At 71.0% G+C, this 13,362-nt stretch carries 11 protein-coding genes; 4 read left to right on the top strand and 7 right to left on the bottom strand.

What is annotated here, in order from left to right:
• Positions 1-232 precede the first annotated feature (232 nt).
• A complete protein-coding gene (locus tag K1T35_RS35020; RefSeq protein WP_220256025.1) occupies positions 233-1,636 on the top strand; it encodes an aspartate ammonia-lyase in 1,404 nt (467 codons plus the stop codon).
• 18 nt (positions 1,637-1,654) lie between these two features.
• On the opposite strand, the gene K1T35_RS35015 is transcribed toward K1T35_RS35020, so the two are convergent.
• The 7 genes from K1T35_RS35015 to K1T35_RS34985 form a co-directional block, all read right to left on the bottom strand.
• Positions 1,655-3,034, bottom strand: a complete 1,380-nt coding sequence (locus K1T35_RS35015; protein ID WP_220256024.1) for an MFS transporter — start codon at positions 3,032-3,034, stop codon at positions 1,655-1,657.
• 82 nt (positions 3,035-3,116) lie between these two features.
• Positions 3,117-4,256 (bottom strand): M20 family metallopeptidase, encoded by a 1,140-nt coding sequence (locus tag K1T35_RS35010; protein ID WP_220256023.1) that lies wholly within the window; start codon positions 4,254-4,256, stop codon positions 3,117-3,119.
• Between the two features lies 1 nt (position 4,257).
• Positions 4,258-4,929: a DUF1028 domain-containing protein gene (locus K1T35_RS35005; protein WP_220256022.1), complete on the bottom strand. Its 672-nt coding sequence runs from the start codon at positions 4,927-4,929 to the stop codon at positions 4,258-4,260.
• Positions 4,926-5,348 carry a RidA family protein gene (locus tag K1T35_RS35000; RefSeq protein WP_220256021.1) on the bottom strand — a complete coding sequence of 141 codons (423 nt, stop codon included), beginning with the start codon at positions 5,346-5,348 and terminating at the stop codon, positions 4,926-4,928. Before K1T35_RS35000 ends, K1T35_RS35005 begins: the two co-directional genes overlap by 4 nt.
• 22 nt (positions 5,349-5,370) lie before the next feature.
• Positions 5,371-6,867 carry an aldehyde dehydrogenase family protein gene (locus K1T35_RS34995; protein ID WP_220256020.1) on the bottom strand — a complete coding sequence of 499 codons (1,497 nt, stop codon included), beginning with the start codon at positions 6,865-6,867 and terminating at the stop codon, positions 5,371-5,373.
• A 177-nt stretch (positions 6,868-7,044) separates the two neighbouring features.
• Positions 7,045-7,995: a LysR family transcriptional regulator gene (locus K1T35_RS34990; RefSeq protein WP_220256019.1), complete on the bottom strand. Its 951-nt coding sequence runs from the start codon at positions 7,993-7,995 to the stop codon at positions 7,045-7,047.
• The gene (locus K1T35_RS34985) at positions 7,992-8,612 is read right to left on the bottom strand and encodes a TetR/AcrR family transcriptional regulator (protein ID WP_220256018.1); all 621 of its coding nucleotides are present in this window, start codon (positions 8,610-8,612) and stop codon (positions 7,992-7,994) included. Before K1T35_RS34985 ends, K1T35_RS34990 begins: the two co-directional genes overlap by 4 nt.
• Positions 8,613-8,783: 171 nt before the next feature.
• Between K1T35_RS34985 and K1T35_RS34980 the strand changes: the two genes are divergently transcribed.
• Genes K1T35_RS34980 through K1T35_RS34970 form a run of 3 tightly spaced genes read left to right on the top strand, consistent with a single transcriptional unit; the run spans position 8,784 to position 13,268 of the window.
• Entirely contained in the window at positions 8,784-10,736 is a 1,953-nt protein-coding gene (locus K1T35_RS34980; RefSeq protein ID WP_220256017.1) for a primary-amine oxidase, read from the top strand.
• A complete protein-coding gene (locus K1T35_RS34975; protein WP_220256016.1) occupies positions 10,733-11,692 on the top strand; it encodes a cytosine permease in 960 nt (319 codons plus the stop codon). The genes K1T35_RS34980 and K1T35_RS34975 overlap by 4 nt, the downstream gene beginning before the upstream one ends.
• Before the next feature lie 46 nt (positions 11,693-11,738).
• A complete protein-coding gene (locus K1T35_RS34970; protein ID WP_220256015.1) occupies positions 11,739-13,268 on the top strand; it encodes an APC family permease in 1,530 nt (509 codons plus the stop codon).
• Positions 13,269-13,362: the final 94 nt, after the last annotated feature.

The raw sequence follows: 13,362 nt of genomic DNA, 5'->3' as shown, positions 1-13,362 counted from the left end.
CCTGAACCGCGTCGGCGCCCCCGGGGGCCGCTCGGCCGGTGGAACGTGACACCGGCCCGCCTGGTCCGGGCTGCATCGGAATCGCTGATGCAGCGGTCCGGAAAGATGGCTTTGTCTTTTCCGTGGGCGCCTCGCAATCTGGTGGTGTGCGCCATCTCGCCGCAAAGGCTGCAACCGGCATCGGATCACCCCGCGAACGCTGCGCTGCCGAATTCGGGGCCCGGTGGTGACGGTGGCGAGGCGCGAGCACGACCTCATCGGAGACGTCGACGTCCCTTCCGACGCGTACTGGGGCGCGCACACCGCGCGCGCGGTCGAGAACTTCCCGATCAGCGGTGAGACGCTCGGGGCGAAGCCGTACTTCGTCGAGGCCCTGGCGACGGTGAAGCAGGCTGCCGCCGAGGCGAACCGCTCGGTCGCTGCGTTGCCCGGTCATCTCGCCGATGCGATCGTCGCTGCGTGCATCGAGATCCGCGGTGGCCGGTTGCACGACCAGTTCGTGGTGGACCTCATCCAGGGCGGGGCAGGCACCTCGTCCAACATGAATGCCAACGAGGTCATCGCGAACCGCGCACTCGAACTCCTCGGCGAAGAGCGTGGGAACTACGCCGTCCTACATCCGCTCGAGCACGTCAACCTCGGGCAGAGCACGAACGACGTCTATCCCACCGCGGTCAAGCTGGCCCTGGACGGGCGGATCCGGGCGCTCCTCGCGAGCCTCGCCGTACTACGCGCCGCCTTCGCGGACAAGGCGGCGGAGTTCGCCGGAATTCTCAAGATCGGCCGTACCCAGTTGCAGGATGCGGTGCCGATGACCTTGGGGCAGGAGTTCGGCGCCTTCGCGATCACCTTGGGTGAGGACGAACAGCGCCTCGCCGAGGCGCGCCTCCTGCTGCACGAGCTGAACCTGGGCGGGACCGCGATCGGCACCGCCCTGAACGCGCACCCCGCGTACCGGGATCGAGCCGTCGCCGAGCTGCGCGGCCTCACCGGTGTCGCCACGTTGACGTCCGCCCGCGACCTGGTCGAGGCGACCGCGGACGTCGGCGTGTTCGTCCAGCTCTCCGGGGTGCTCAAACGAGTCGCGGTGAAGCTGTCGAAGACCTGCAACGATCTGCGCCTGCTGTCCTCGGGGCCGCGGGCGGGCTTCGACGAGATCGGGCTGCCGCCGCGCCAGGCCGGGTCGTCGATCATGCCCGGCAAGGTCAACCCGGTCATCCCGGAGGTGGTCAACCAGATCGCCTTCGAGGTCATCGGCAACGACGTCACCGTCACCCTCGCCGCCGAAGGTGGTCAGCTGCAGCTCAACGCCTTCGAGCCGATCATCGCCCGGGCCCTGTTTGCGAGCCTCGAACACCTGACCGCGGGTGCGACCGTGCTCGCAGACCGCTGCGTCGCCGGCATCACCGCCAACACCGAGCGGCTGGCCCGTGTCGTCGCCGACTCGATCGGAGTGGTCACGGCGCTGAGCCCGCTCCTGGGGTACGAGCGGTCCACTCAGATCGCCAGGGAGGCCGACGAGAGCGGCCGCGGTGCGGTTGAGCTGGTCCTCGAGAAGGGGCTGCTGACCCCGGTCCAGGTCGACGCCCTGCTCACACCGCATGCCTTGACCGGGCTGCGTGGCACGCCGGGCTGAGCCGAGGAGCGTGGCCGATCAGGTCGCGCTCGTGTCGCGGCCGCCCACCGGCTCCGGCGCATCGGCCCCGACGCCGAGGTCGTCCTCGCGCAGGAGAGCGTTGCCCGCGGTCTCGCCCATCGTGACGGCGGCGAGCAGGCCGACCGCCGCGGCGATCATCAGGTAGGGCGCCGGGACGAGGATGCTGCCGGTCGCGCTGATCAGCACGGTCATGACGTAGGGAACGGTGCCGGCGAACAGCGCGGCGGTGATGCTGTAGGCGATCGAGAGCCCGCCCTGGCGGACGCGGGTCGGGAAGATCTCGGCCGACCAGACCGCGTACGTGCCGAGGATCGCCGACAGGATCACCCCGAGGCCCAGGGGGACCAGGACCGCGGCGACCGTCGAGCCGCCGGACATCAGCAGGAAGGCCGGGAGAGCCAGCACGAGCAGCGCGATGCCGGCGCCGATCAGAACCGGCTTGCGTCCCGTCCGGTCGGAGATCCGGCCGAACACGGGAACCAGGATCAGGGCCAGCAGGGAGACCGCGGTGGAGATCAGGGCGGCGGTGTCGGCGGAGTGCCCGAGGTGGTCGGTCTGGTAGGTGACCATGTACGTCAGGACCGCGTAGAACGGCACGTGCATCATCGTCATGACCGCGGCCGCCTGGAGCAGCTGACGGGGGTGGTTGCGCAGCAGCTCGCGCATCGGGTGCCGGGCGATGTTGTCGGTGCTCGCCAGTGCCCGGTAGTCCGGGGTGTCCTCGATCCTGTTGCGGATGACGAACCCGATGATCCCCAGGGGAGCGGCGATCAGGAACGGGATGCGCCACCCCCAGGATTCGAGCTGATCCGCCGTGAGGGCCGTGCTGAGCAGGAAGAAGACGAACGAGGCGCAGAGGAAGCCGAGCAGGCTCCCGACCTCGAGCCAGCTCACCCCGAAGCCGCGGCGGTGCCGGGGCGAGTACTCGGCGAGGAAGCTCGCCGCGCTGCCGAACTCCCCACCGGCGGCGAAGCCCTGCACCATCCGCGCGACGACCAGGAGGATCGGGGCGGCGATCCCCAGGGTGGCGTAGCCGGGCAGGAGGCCGATCGCGAGCGTCGCGCCGGACATCACGAAGATGACGACGGACAGCGTGCGGCGTCGCCCGATCCGGTCGCCCAGCGGGCCGAGCACCAGCGCCCCGATGGGCCGGATGCCGAACGACACCGCGAACACCGCGAAGACCGACAACAGTCCGGCGGTCGAGTCCTGCTGCGGGAAGAAGACCGCCGCGATCGTGGACGCCAGATAGGCGTAGACCGCCCAGTCGAACCAGTGGACGAAGACGCCGACCGCGCCTGCGGCGACGCTCCGACGAAGCGATACGGCGTTCTCCCGCACCTCGGGCGTGTCGATCGGTGGATTCTGGGTGGACACGGATACCTCCTACGAGCCGTGGCGGGTCTCGGTGCGCGAATGGCCGGGAGGCGCCCCGACCGCGCTGTCGGGAGTTGTGACGTCAGGTCCGGGACGCGCGGTCCAGTCCCGTCCACGCGAGGGCGACGGCCCCGTCGACCAGCGCTCTGTTCGCTCGGTCGCCCACGCAGAACGCGGCGAACTCGGGCTGATGGTTCGTGGCGGGTAGCGAGCCGATGCCGATGTACGGGTGGATGGCAGGTACGTGCTGCGACACGTTTCCCATGTCCGTCGAGGCCCGGTTCATCCTGGCCGCGAACGACCCGGTGACGAACTCGCGGCCGAGCTCGCCGGCATTGGCCGTGTAGTCGGCGAGTGCGCGGTCGTCGGCGCGGAACTCGGCGTAGGGCTTGCTCTCGGGCTCGATCGTCAGCTCGCAGCCGGTGGCGAGCGCCCCGGCCTCGAAGCACCGCCGGACGCGCGGCTCCACCTCGGCGAGTTCTGCCAACGTCTCGGCCCGCACGTACCACCGGCCGGAGGTGGCTGCGGGGATGGCGTTCGGGGCGTCCCCGCCGTGGGTGACGACGCCGTGCACGCGGGTGCTCGGGGGAAGCTGCTGGCGCAGGAGGCCGATGGCGACCTGCGCGACGGTGAAAGCGTCCGCCGCGTTGACGCCGCTCTCCGGGTAGGCGGCGGCGTGGGCGGAACGTCCCCGGTAGGAGATCCGGGAGTGGGACACCGCGAACGGCCGGGCCTCGGCCACGTCGACCGGGGCGGGGTGGGCCATCATGGCGAGGTCGACGCCCGCGAACGCTCCGCGGTCGAGTAGTTCGATCTTGCCTCCGCCGCCTTCCTCTGCGGGCGTGCCGTAGACCTCGACGGTGATCCCGGCATCGTCCGCGACCTCCGCGAGGCCGAGAGCCGCGCCGACGGACATCGCCGCGATCAGGTTGTGCCCGCACGCGTGCCCGAGGCCCGGCAGGCCGTCGTACTCCGCGCAGAACGCGATCCGGGTCGGCCCGGACCCGAAGCGGGCGAGGAACGCCGTGTCGAGACCGAGGTAGCCGGCGGTCACCTCGAACCCGGCCTCGTCGAGCAGCTCGGGGACGAGCGCGGCGGCGCGGTGCTCCTCCCAGGCGAGCTCGGGGTCGGCGTGCAGGCGTTCGCTCATCCGGACGAGGGCGTCGCCGCTGCGGTCGATCCGCCTGCGGGCGGCCGCTCGGGTGGTGGTCGACGGTGCCATGTCAGCGATCTCCGGGGACGCCGTAGGACGGGGAAGCCGCGGGATCGAGGCCGCGTTGGACGTAGTCGTCGCGCTGGGGGAGCCAGACGTCGAGCAGCCTCGCCAGCTCGGTGACGGGCTCGTCGTGCCAGTCGACGCGCAGGTCCGTGACGCGCCAGTCGACGTCGGCGACCACCGCGAGCCCGGCGGAGTGCACGGGCCCCGCCTCGCCGCCCGCGTCCAGCCCGGCGCGCAGCGCCGCGAGCAGCCGTTCCTCGAGCTCGCCGTCGGACGTCGTGAAGGTCGACAGCATCGCCGCGGGAACGGCGTCGGTGGCCAGCATGTTGCCGGCGGCGACCGCTCCGTCGGCGCTCGCGGTCGCGTGGGTACCGAGTGTGTGGCCGCCGCTGTAGGAGCGGCTGCGGCCCTTCGCATCGAGCACCATCAGCTGCCGGTACTCCAGGTCGCCGCCTCCGGCGGCGAGGACGCGGTCGAGCGCGGCCGTCGCGTCGCCGAGGTCGCTCAGCGCGTCGAGCAGGGCCGGTCCGAGCCGTGGGTCGGTCACGTTCTGCGATGCGGTGCCGCCCACACCGGGGCGCAGGTGGACGCACCGCGCGGCGACGGCGGGGCTGGAGGAGCAGACGGCCATCCCGAACCGGCCGCGCCCGTCGGTTCCGAGAAGGGAGAAGGTCACCGTTCGTCCTCCGGGATCACGGCGATGGCGTCGACCTCCACCAGCCACTCCGGGCGGGCGAGCGCGCTCACGACCAGGCCCGTGGAGATCGGGTGCACGCCCTTCGTCCAGCGGCCGATCGTCCGGTACACGACCTCGCGGTAGCGCGGGTCCACCAGGTAGACGGTCAGCTTGACGAGGTGCTCCATGCGGCTGCCCGCCTCCCGCAGCAGCAGGTCGATGTTCGCCATCGCCTGCTCGGCCTGCGCACCGGCGTCGCCGATGCCCACGGACTCGCTGGTGTCGAGGTCCTGGCCGATCTGGCCCCGGACGTAGACGGTGTTGCCCGCGACGACCGCCTGGCACAGGTCGTTGTCGAGGTTCTGCTCCGGGTAGGTGTCGCGCGTGTTGAACGGCCGGATCCGGGTGTGGACGGTCATGGTTCGACTCCTCTCGGGCGGGTCAGCTGTGACGGATCCAGGTGGTCTTCAGGCCGGTGAACTTGTCGAGGGCGTGCAGGGAGAGGTCCCTGCCGAAGCCCGACCGGCCGAACCCGCCGAAGGGCGTCGTCAGATTGAGCGCGTCGACGGTGTTCACCGACACGGTTCCCGCGCGGAGCCTCGGGGCCAGCCGGTGCGCACGGGCGAGGCCGTCGGTCCAGAGCGACGCGGCCAGCCCGTAGGCGGTGGCGTTGGCGATGCGCACCGCGTCGTCCTCGTCGTCGGCGGTCAGGACGGCCAGCGCAGGGCCGAAGACCTCCTCGGTGGCGATCGCCGCGGACGGGTCCGGGCAGTCGAAGATCGACGGGCCGACGAATGCGTCGGTGACGCGGTCCGGGACGTCGGCGAGGTCGAGCAACGGCGTCGCCTCCCGACGGGCCCGGGCGACGTGTTCACGCACGCGGTCGGCGTGTGCGGCGCTCACCAGCGGCCCCATCCGCGTGCCGGGGTCGAGCGGGTCGCCCGGTGCCCACTCACGCGCCCGTTCGACGACGCGGGCGAGTAGGTCGTCCTTGACCGCGCGGTGCACCACCAGCCGGGAGTTCGCCGAACAGACCTGCCCGGCGTTCGTGAAGATCCCCGCGCACACCCCGTCCGCGACGGCGTCGAGGTCGCCGACGTCGTCGAGGACGATGTTCGCGCTCTTGCCGCCGCACTCGAGCCAGACCTGCTTCATGTTCGAGCGGCCCGCGTATTCGAGGAAGAGCTTGCCGACTGCGGTCGAGCCGGTGAAGGCGAGCACGTCGACGTCCGGGTGCTCGCCCAGCGCCCGTCCCGTGACCGGGCCGTCGCCCGGGACGACGTTGAGGACGCCGTCGGGCAGGCCCGCCTCGGCGCCGAGCTCGGCGAGCAGCAACGCCGAGAGCGGGCTCTCCTCCGAGGGCTTGAGAACGACGCTGTTGCCCGCGGCGAGCGCAGGCGCGATCTTCCACACCGCGATCTCGAGGGGGAAGTTCCACGGCACGACGGCGCCGACCACACCCAGCGCCTCGCGCCGGACGAGGGCCAGATCGCCGGGGCCGGTCGGGGCGATCTCCCCGTACGTCTTGTCGACGGCCTCGGCGTACCAGCGCAGGACCGCGACGCTTCCCGGGACGTCGACGGCGGTGGTGTCGGCGATCAGCTTGCCCGCGTCGAGACTGTCGAGGAGGGCGAGCTCGTCGCGATCGCGCTCGACCAGGTCCGCAAGGGCGAGCAGCACGCGCCGGCGAACGGCGGGCGCCTGCCGGGACCACCGGCCATCATCGAACGCGCGCCGGGCAGCGGCCACGGCCGCATCGACCTCCCGTGGGCCGCAGTCGGCCACGTCGGCCAGGGTCTTCCCGGAGGCGGGCGACACCGTCGGACGTGTTCGGCCGTCGCCGGCCACGACCGATCGTCCGCCGATGAAGGCGTGCGTGCGCGGCGACAACCCGTCGGCGAGTGCCGACCAGTCCTGTCCGGATCGTGTCGGCGGCATGGCAGCTCCAGCGGAGACGGAACGGGCGGCGCCACCGGGGATGCGAGCGACGACGTGACCGCCCGTTCCGACAGCGCAGGACTGCCGATCAGTGTTCGTCGAGCAGCGGCGATCTGTACAGCGCACAAATGCGGCCTTCTGCATCGAAGAAGCTGATGCAGAAGGTGGCGGGTTGCGTCAGTCGGTGTCGGCCGCGGTGGGCAACGCTGGTGAGTTCCGGCCGGCCGAGGTGCGGCGGCACAGCTCGGCGAAGCAGCGCGCGCGGCGGGTGAGCCGGGCCCCGCGCGGCCATGCGAGCGCGACCTCGAGCGGGATGACCTCGTCCTCCAGGTCCAGCGCGACGACGCAGCGGCCGCTGTAGGTCATGTCGTGCACCGGCACCTGGTTGAGCAGGGCGAACCCCAGTCCGTGCGCCACGAGGGAGCGGACCGCCTCGTAGCCCCCGGTCCGATGCCTGACGGTCGGCCGGATGCCGCTCCCCGCGAGTATCGACTGCATGTAGTCCGACGTGTGCGGGAGGTCGAGCAGGACCATGGGCTCGTCGGCGAGCTCCGCGAGGCGCACCCGCCGCGACGGGCGCTGGGCCAGCGGGTGGTCCGCCGCCACGATCGCGTAGGGCCGCAGGCTGTCGACGGGCTCGCGGTCGAGGTCGTCGTCCAGGTCGTAGCCGTACAGCAAGGCGATCTCGCAGTCCCCGGACCGCAGCGCCCGCTTGACGGCCGCGTGCTCGCCTTCGTGCACGTGCACCCGCACCGCTGGGTACTGCTCGGTGAACGCCGTGAGGAGTCCCGGGATCCGGAACGGCACGAGGGTGGAGAAGCAGCCGACCGTGAGGTGCCCGACGACCTCGGTGCCCGCGCGGTGGGCGGACTCGGCGAGCTCGGCGGTGTGCACCAGGAAGCCCCGCAGCTCCTGGTAGAACTCGCGCCCCGCCGCGGTGAGGGCGAGACCCCGGGCGTGGTGGCGGATGAGCAGCTGGACGCCGAGTTCCTTCTCGAGCGTCGAGACCGCCGTGGAGACGGCGGACTGCGAGACGAGCAGCTCGCGCGCCGCTGCCGTCATGCTGCCGAGTCGCGCCGCCGCGGCGAAGTACCGCAGCTGGACCAGGGTGAAGTTCGGCTCGCTCACGGTGTGACCTCCCTCGTCGCGAGCGAGCAGCCCGTCTGCGTCTCGAGGAACCGCAGGACGAGCTCCTGCGCGCGCTCGCGCGGGAGGCTGGAGTTCCCTCCCATGATGTGCAGCCCGTAGGCGTCCTCGAGCGCGACCGCGTTCGAGGCGATCTCCGTGACGGACGCCTGCAACCGGAACACGCCGCGATCGCGTCCGTGCTGGAGCGCGGCGGAGTACAACGACACCTCCCGGTCCCACAGGGCCGTCAGCAGCGCGGCGTGGACGCGACTGCGCGCCGCGTGCACGTGGGTTTCGTACAGCACCCTGCAGACGAGGTCGTCGGCGTCCGTGGGCAGGCCCGCTTCGACGAGGCGGACGAGCCGCTCGCGGGGGTCCGCCACCTCCTCGGCCGCCCGGGCGCGGGCCCAGTAGAAGCGGTCGACGGCGTCCTGGTGGACCTCGAGGACGAGGTCGTCGAGGTCGCGGTAGTAGTAGCTGACCAGTCCGGCGGACAGCCCCGCCTCCTCGGCGACATCGCGGACCCGCAGCCCTGCCATCCCCCTGGCCGCGATGGCCCGCCCCGCCGCCGCCACGAGCTCCCGACGCCGGCGCCGCTGCTCCTTGGGTCGTCCCATGTTCAGGATTATTGATGACGAGCATCGAAAAACAGAAGGGGTCAGCGCGGCATAAACGTGCACTTCAGGCTTGCGCAGCCGGACGCGTCGACTCATTCTTTGCGCTACGTCGCAAAGAACGTGGCGCCGCGATCTCGGCGCCTCCCGACACCTCGTCTGGCAGGTACATCGGTGACCCACCCCCTCGAACGGCTCGGCGCCGACGAGATCGCGCACAACCGAGCGCTGCTGGTGCAGGCAGGTATCGCCACCGACTCCACCCGGTTCACGCTCGTCGGGCTGCACGAGCCCGCGAAGGCCGACGTCCTGTCCTGGCAGCCGGGCGGGCGGCTCGACCGGCGGGTGCGCTCGTTGCTGCTCGATCGCCGCACCGGCGAGGTCCGCGAGGTCGTGGTGTCACTGACCTCGGAGACCGTCGTCGCTGACCGGGTCGTGGACGTGGTCGCCGAGGGGCAGCCGCCGATCCTCGCCGAGGAGTTCGAGCTCGTCGAGAAGATCCTCTGGGACGACGCGGGCTGGGCCGCGGCGATGGCCCACCGCGGGATCGGTGACCCGCGCACCGTGCGTGTCTCCGCACTCAGCGCCGGGTGCTTCGACATCCCCGGTGAGGAGGGGCTGCGCCTCGTCCGCTGCCTGGCCTTCCTGCAGCTGGGCAAGGACGACAACGTGTGGGCGCACCCCGTCGACGGGGTGGTCGCCTACGTCGACCTCATCGCCGCCCGGGTGCACCAGCTGATCGACGAGGGGCCGGTGGAGATCCCGACCGACGCCTACGACTTCCACCTCGACGGCCCGGACCGCCCGGTGCGCACCACCCAGCGCCCGATCGTGATCTCCCAGCCGGACGGCCCGAGCTTCACCGTGGATCGCGATGTCGTGACCTGGGAGAAGTGGCAGTTCAGGATCGGCTTCAACGCGGTCGAGGGGTTGACGCTCCACCAGGTGGGCTTCGAGGACGGCGGCCGCATCCGGCCGATCGTCTACCGCGCCTCGATCGCGGAGATGGTGGTCCCGTACGGCGATCCCGGGCCGGTCCGCTTCTGGCAGAACTACTTCGACGCGGGCGAGTACTCCCTCGGCAAGGAGACCAACTCCCTGAGGTTGGGTTGCGACTGCCTCGGCGAGATCCACTACCTCGACGCCACGGTGCACGACGACGACGGCAACCCGCGGACCATCGGCAACGCCATCTGCATGCACGAAGAGGACGCCGGGGTGCTCTGGAAGCACACCGACGTCTACAACGGCAGCGTCTCCACCCGCCGGCAGCGGCGGATGGTGATCTCGTTCTTCGTCACCGTCGGCAACTACGACTACGGGTTCTACTGGTACCTCTACCTGGACGGGACCATCGAGCTCGAGTGCAAGGCCACCGGCGTCGTGTTCGCGTCGGCCTACCCGGGCCCGGGCGTGGACGGCACCGAGTACCCGTGGGCGAGCGAAATCGCCCCAGGGATCGGGGCGCCGTACCACCAGCACCTCTTCTCGGCCCGGCTCGACATGATGGTCGACGGCGTCCGGAACGCGGTCGACGAGGTCGAGGCGCTCCGGGTGCCGATGGGCCCGGACAACCCGTACGGCAACGGGTTCACCCGTACGGCGACTCGGCTGCACCGCGAGTCCGAGGCCGCGCGGCTCGCCGACGGGTCCCGGGGGCGCGTCTGGCAGGTCAGCAACCAGGACTCCCGCAACGCGCTCGGGCAGCCGGTCGCCTACACGCTCCACCCGGAGGGACTCCCCACGCTGCTGGCCGACGAGCGGTCCTCCATCGCGCGCCGCGCGGCGTTCACCACCAGGCACCTGTGGGTCACCGCGTACGACGAGAACGAGCGCTTCCCCGCGGGGGAGTACGTCAACCGCAACGACGGCCGAACCGGCATCGACACCTGGGTCCGGGCCGACCGCGACCTCGACGGCGCCGATGTCGTCCTGTGGCACACGTTCGGCCTCACGCACTTCCCCCGGCCCGAGGACTGGCCCGTCATGCCGGTCGATCGCACCGGGTTCGTGCTCAAGCCCACCGGCTTCTTCGACGCCAACCCGGCGCTGGACACCCCGGTGCCCCAGCACGCCGCACCGACGCGGCAGGGCCACCGGCCCGACGAAGAGGGGTGCTGCAGGTGAGTACCGGTAGCTCCAGGCGCATCGCGGTGATCGAGCACCGCACCATCGGTCCGATCCCGGCCGACGAGCGCACGGGCTCTGCCCGCGGTCTCTTCGGTATCTGGCTGGGCGTCAACATGCTCCCGCTGACCGTCGTGACCGGCGCCCTCGGGACGACCCTGTTCGCCCTCCCCTTCGGCTGGGCGGTGCTCGCCGTCGTCGTCGGCAACGTCGTCGGCGGGGTCTTCATGGCGCTGCATGCGGCACAGGGCCCTCAGCTGGGTGTGCCGCAGATGATCCAGGCCCGCGGTCAGTTCGGCGCGAAGGGTGCGGCGCTGGTCGTGCTCGTCGCCACCGTCATGTTCATGGGCTTCTACATCTCCAACCTCGTCGTCGGAGCCCAGTCCCTGCACGGGGTCGTGCCCTCCGTCGCCACGGTCCCGGCTGTGATCGGGGCGGCCGCGGTCAGCATGGCGATCACGGTGGTCGGCCTGCGCCTGATCAAGGCCATGATCACCGTCGCGGCCGTCGTCGTCGGGCTGCTGGTTGTGGTCTCGTTCGTCTGGATCGTGGTGCAGGGCGTCCCGGCGGGCGTGCTCAGTGCCGGCGAGCTCACCGGAACGAGCGCGGATCGCGATGGGCAGCGACTGCCCGTGACCGACCCGAACCCGCTCTGGGCGATCCACACGGCCGCGACCCGGCTCGGCCCACCCGAGGACCACCACTCCGTGGGGGAGGACGTGCTCACCGCACCGCTCGAGCCCGAGCAAGCACTCGACCCCGCCGTCGCCCTCGACGCCTACACGGTCGGCTCGGCGTACGCCAACCACCGTGATCACGAGGTGGGCCGGATCGAGATCGGCTACCTCGCCGACGTCGCCGTGCTCGACCGCCCGATCTTCGGCCGGGGCGACATCAGCTCCGCGCAGACCGTCCTCACGCTCGTCGGAGGCCAGGCCGTGCACCGAGAGATCTGACCGCGTCGAACCCGCAGAGAACCCACATCCGGAAGGCAGCGTTGCCATGGTCGACAACGTCCCCACCGCACTCGCCGCGGAACAGCAGGGGCACCTCCAGAAGGCGCTGAAGCGCTTCGACATCCTGTTCCTGATCATCGCAGCGGTGATCAGCCTGGAGACCCTCGGTCAGGTCTCCGTGTTCGGCGCCGAGGTCCTGACGTGGGCGTTGGTCCTCGCCATCGCCTTCCTGGTCCCCTACGCGCTGATCTTCGCCGAGGTGGGTGCCGCGTTCCGGGAGGAGGGCGGGGCGTACACCTGGGTGCGCAACGCCTTCGGTCGCGGCGCCGCCGCCATCGCCGCGCTGCTGACCTGGGTGACCCAGCCGATCTGGGTAGGGGGCTCGATGGCGTTCCTGGCAGCCGAGACCGTGAACACCTACCTGTTCCCGCTCGGCGCCGGGTCGTTCGCGGACTACGCGTTCAAGCTGGTGTTCATCTGGATCACCGTGACCGCGGCGATCGTCAGCCTCCGTCGCGGCAAGTGGCTGCCGACGGTCGGGGCCATCCTCAAGATCGCGTTGCTCGGGTTCTTCGTGCTGACCACGGTGATCTACGCGTTCCAGCACGGGGTCACGGGTCTGACGGCGGGTGACTTCAGCCCCACGTTGCTGGGCCTGTTCGGCTCGGTGCCGATCCTGCTGTTCGCCTACCTCGGGTTCGAGTCGTCGAACAGCGCGGCGGGGGAGATGGTGAACCCGGCCCGGGACGTGCCGATCTCCATCGCCCGCTCGGCGGCGACGGCGGCGCTCTGCTACCTGCTGCCGATCCTGGCGATCCTGCTCGTCGTGCCGACGGACGAGATCACCGGCATCGGGGGACTGCTGGAAGCGGTGGGCGTCGTCTACTCGGTCTACGGATCCGGCGCCGAGGTGATGGGCACCATCACCGCCGTCGGATTCGTGTTCGTCCTGGTGAGCCAGGGAGCCTCATGGATGATCATCTCTGATCGCATGCAGGCCATCGCCGCGGCCGACGGCGCGTTCTTCGGCGGGTTCTTCGGCCGCTTCAACCGGCGGCTGGGCACCCCGGTACGGGTGAACGTCCTCTCCGGCGTCGTGTCGACGTCGTTCATGCTGGTGGCGATGCAGGTGACCGGCACCAGCGCGGCCGTCTTCGCGGTGGTCCTGAGCATCTCGATCTCGACGTTCCTGCTCAGCTACCTGCTCGTCATCCCGGCCGCGGTCCGGCTGCGCCGGCTCTACCCCGAGCTCGAGCGGCCGTTCCGCGTTCCCGTCTCCGACCGCGGCTTCGCCGCCCTGGGCTACCTCAGCTTCGCCTGGGTGCTGCTCGGATCCTGGATCGCGGTCTTCCCGGGCACGCTCGAGCGGCGCTTCGGCCTGGACTACGACTTCCGGGAGACCTGGGGCGTCAGCCAGGCCGAGTTCGAGACGTTCACACTCGGCACCCTCGGCTTCCTGTTGATCCTCGGGGCCGTCGGCTACATGCGAGGTGCTCGGGTGCGGCAGCACGCCGTCGCGATTGACGACAACCCCGCCCCTGCGCTGGATGCAGCGAGAACGGAAGGACATGCCTGACCGGGTTCTCCGGGCGTGCCTGGCGGTCGGCGGCTCCGCGGGTTCGAGATCGGATCCCGATGCGGTCGGGCGCCGCGTCGAGGTGATCGCCTTG

Source organism: Pseudonocardia sp. DSM 110487, from assembly GCF_019468565.1.
Lineage (GTDB): Bacteria > Actinomycetota > Actinomycetes > Mycobacteriales > Pseudonocardiaceae > Pseudonocardia.
This window is presented reverse-complemented; position numbering and strand designations above follow the sequence as displayed.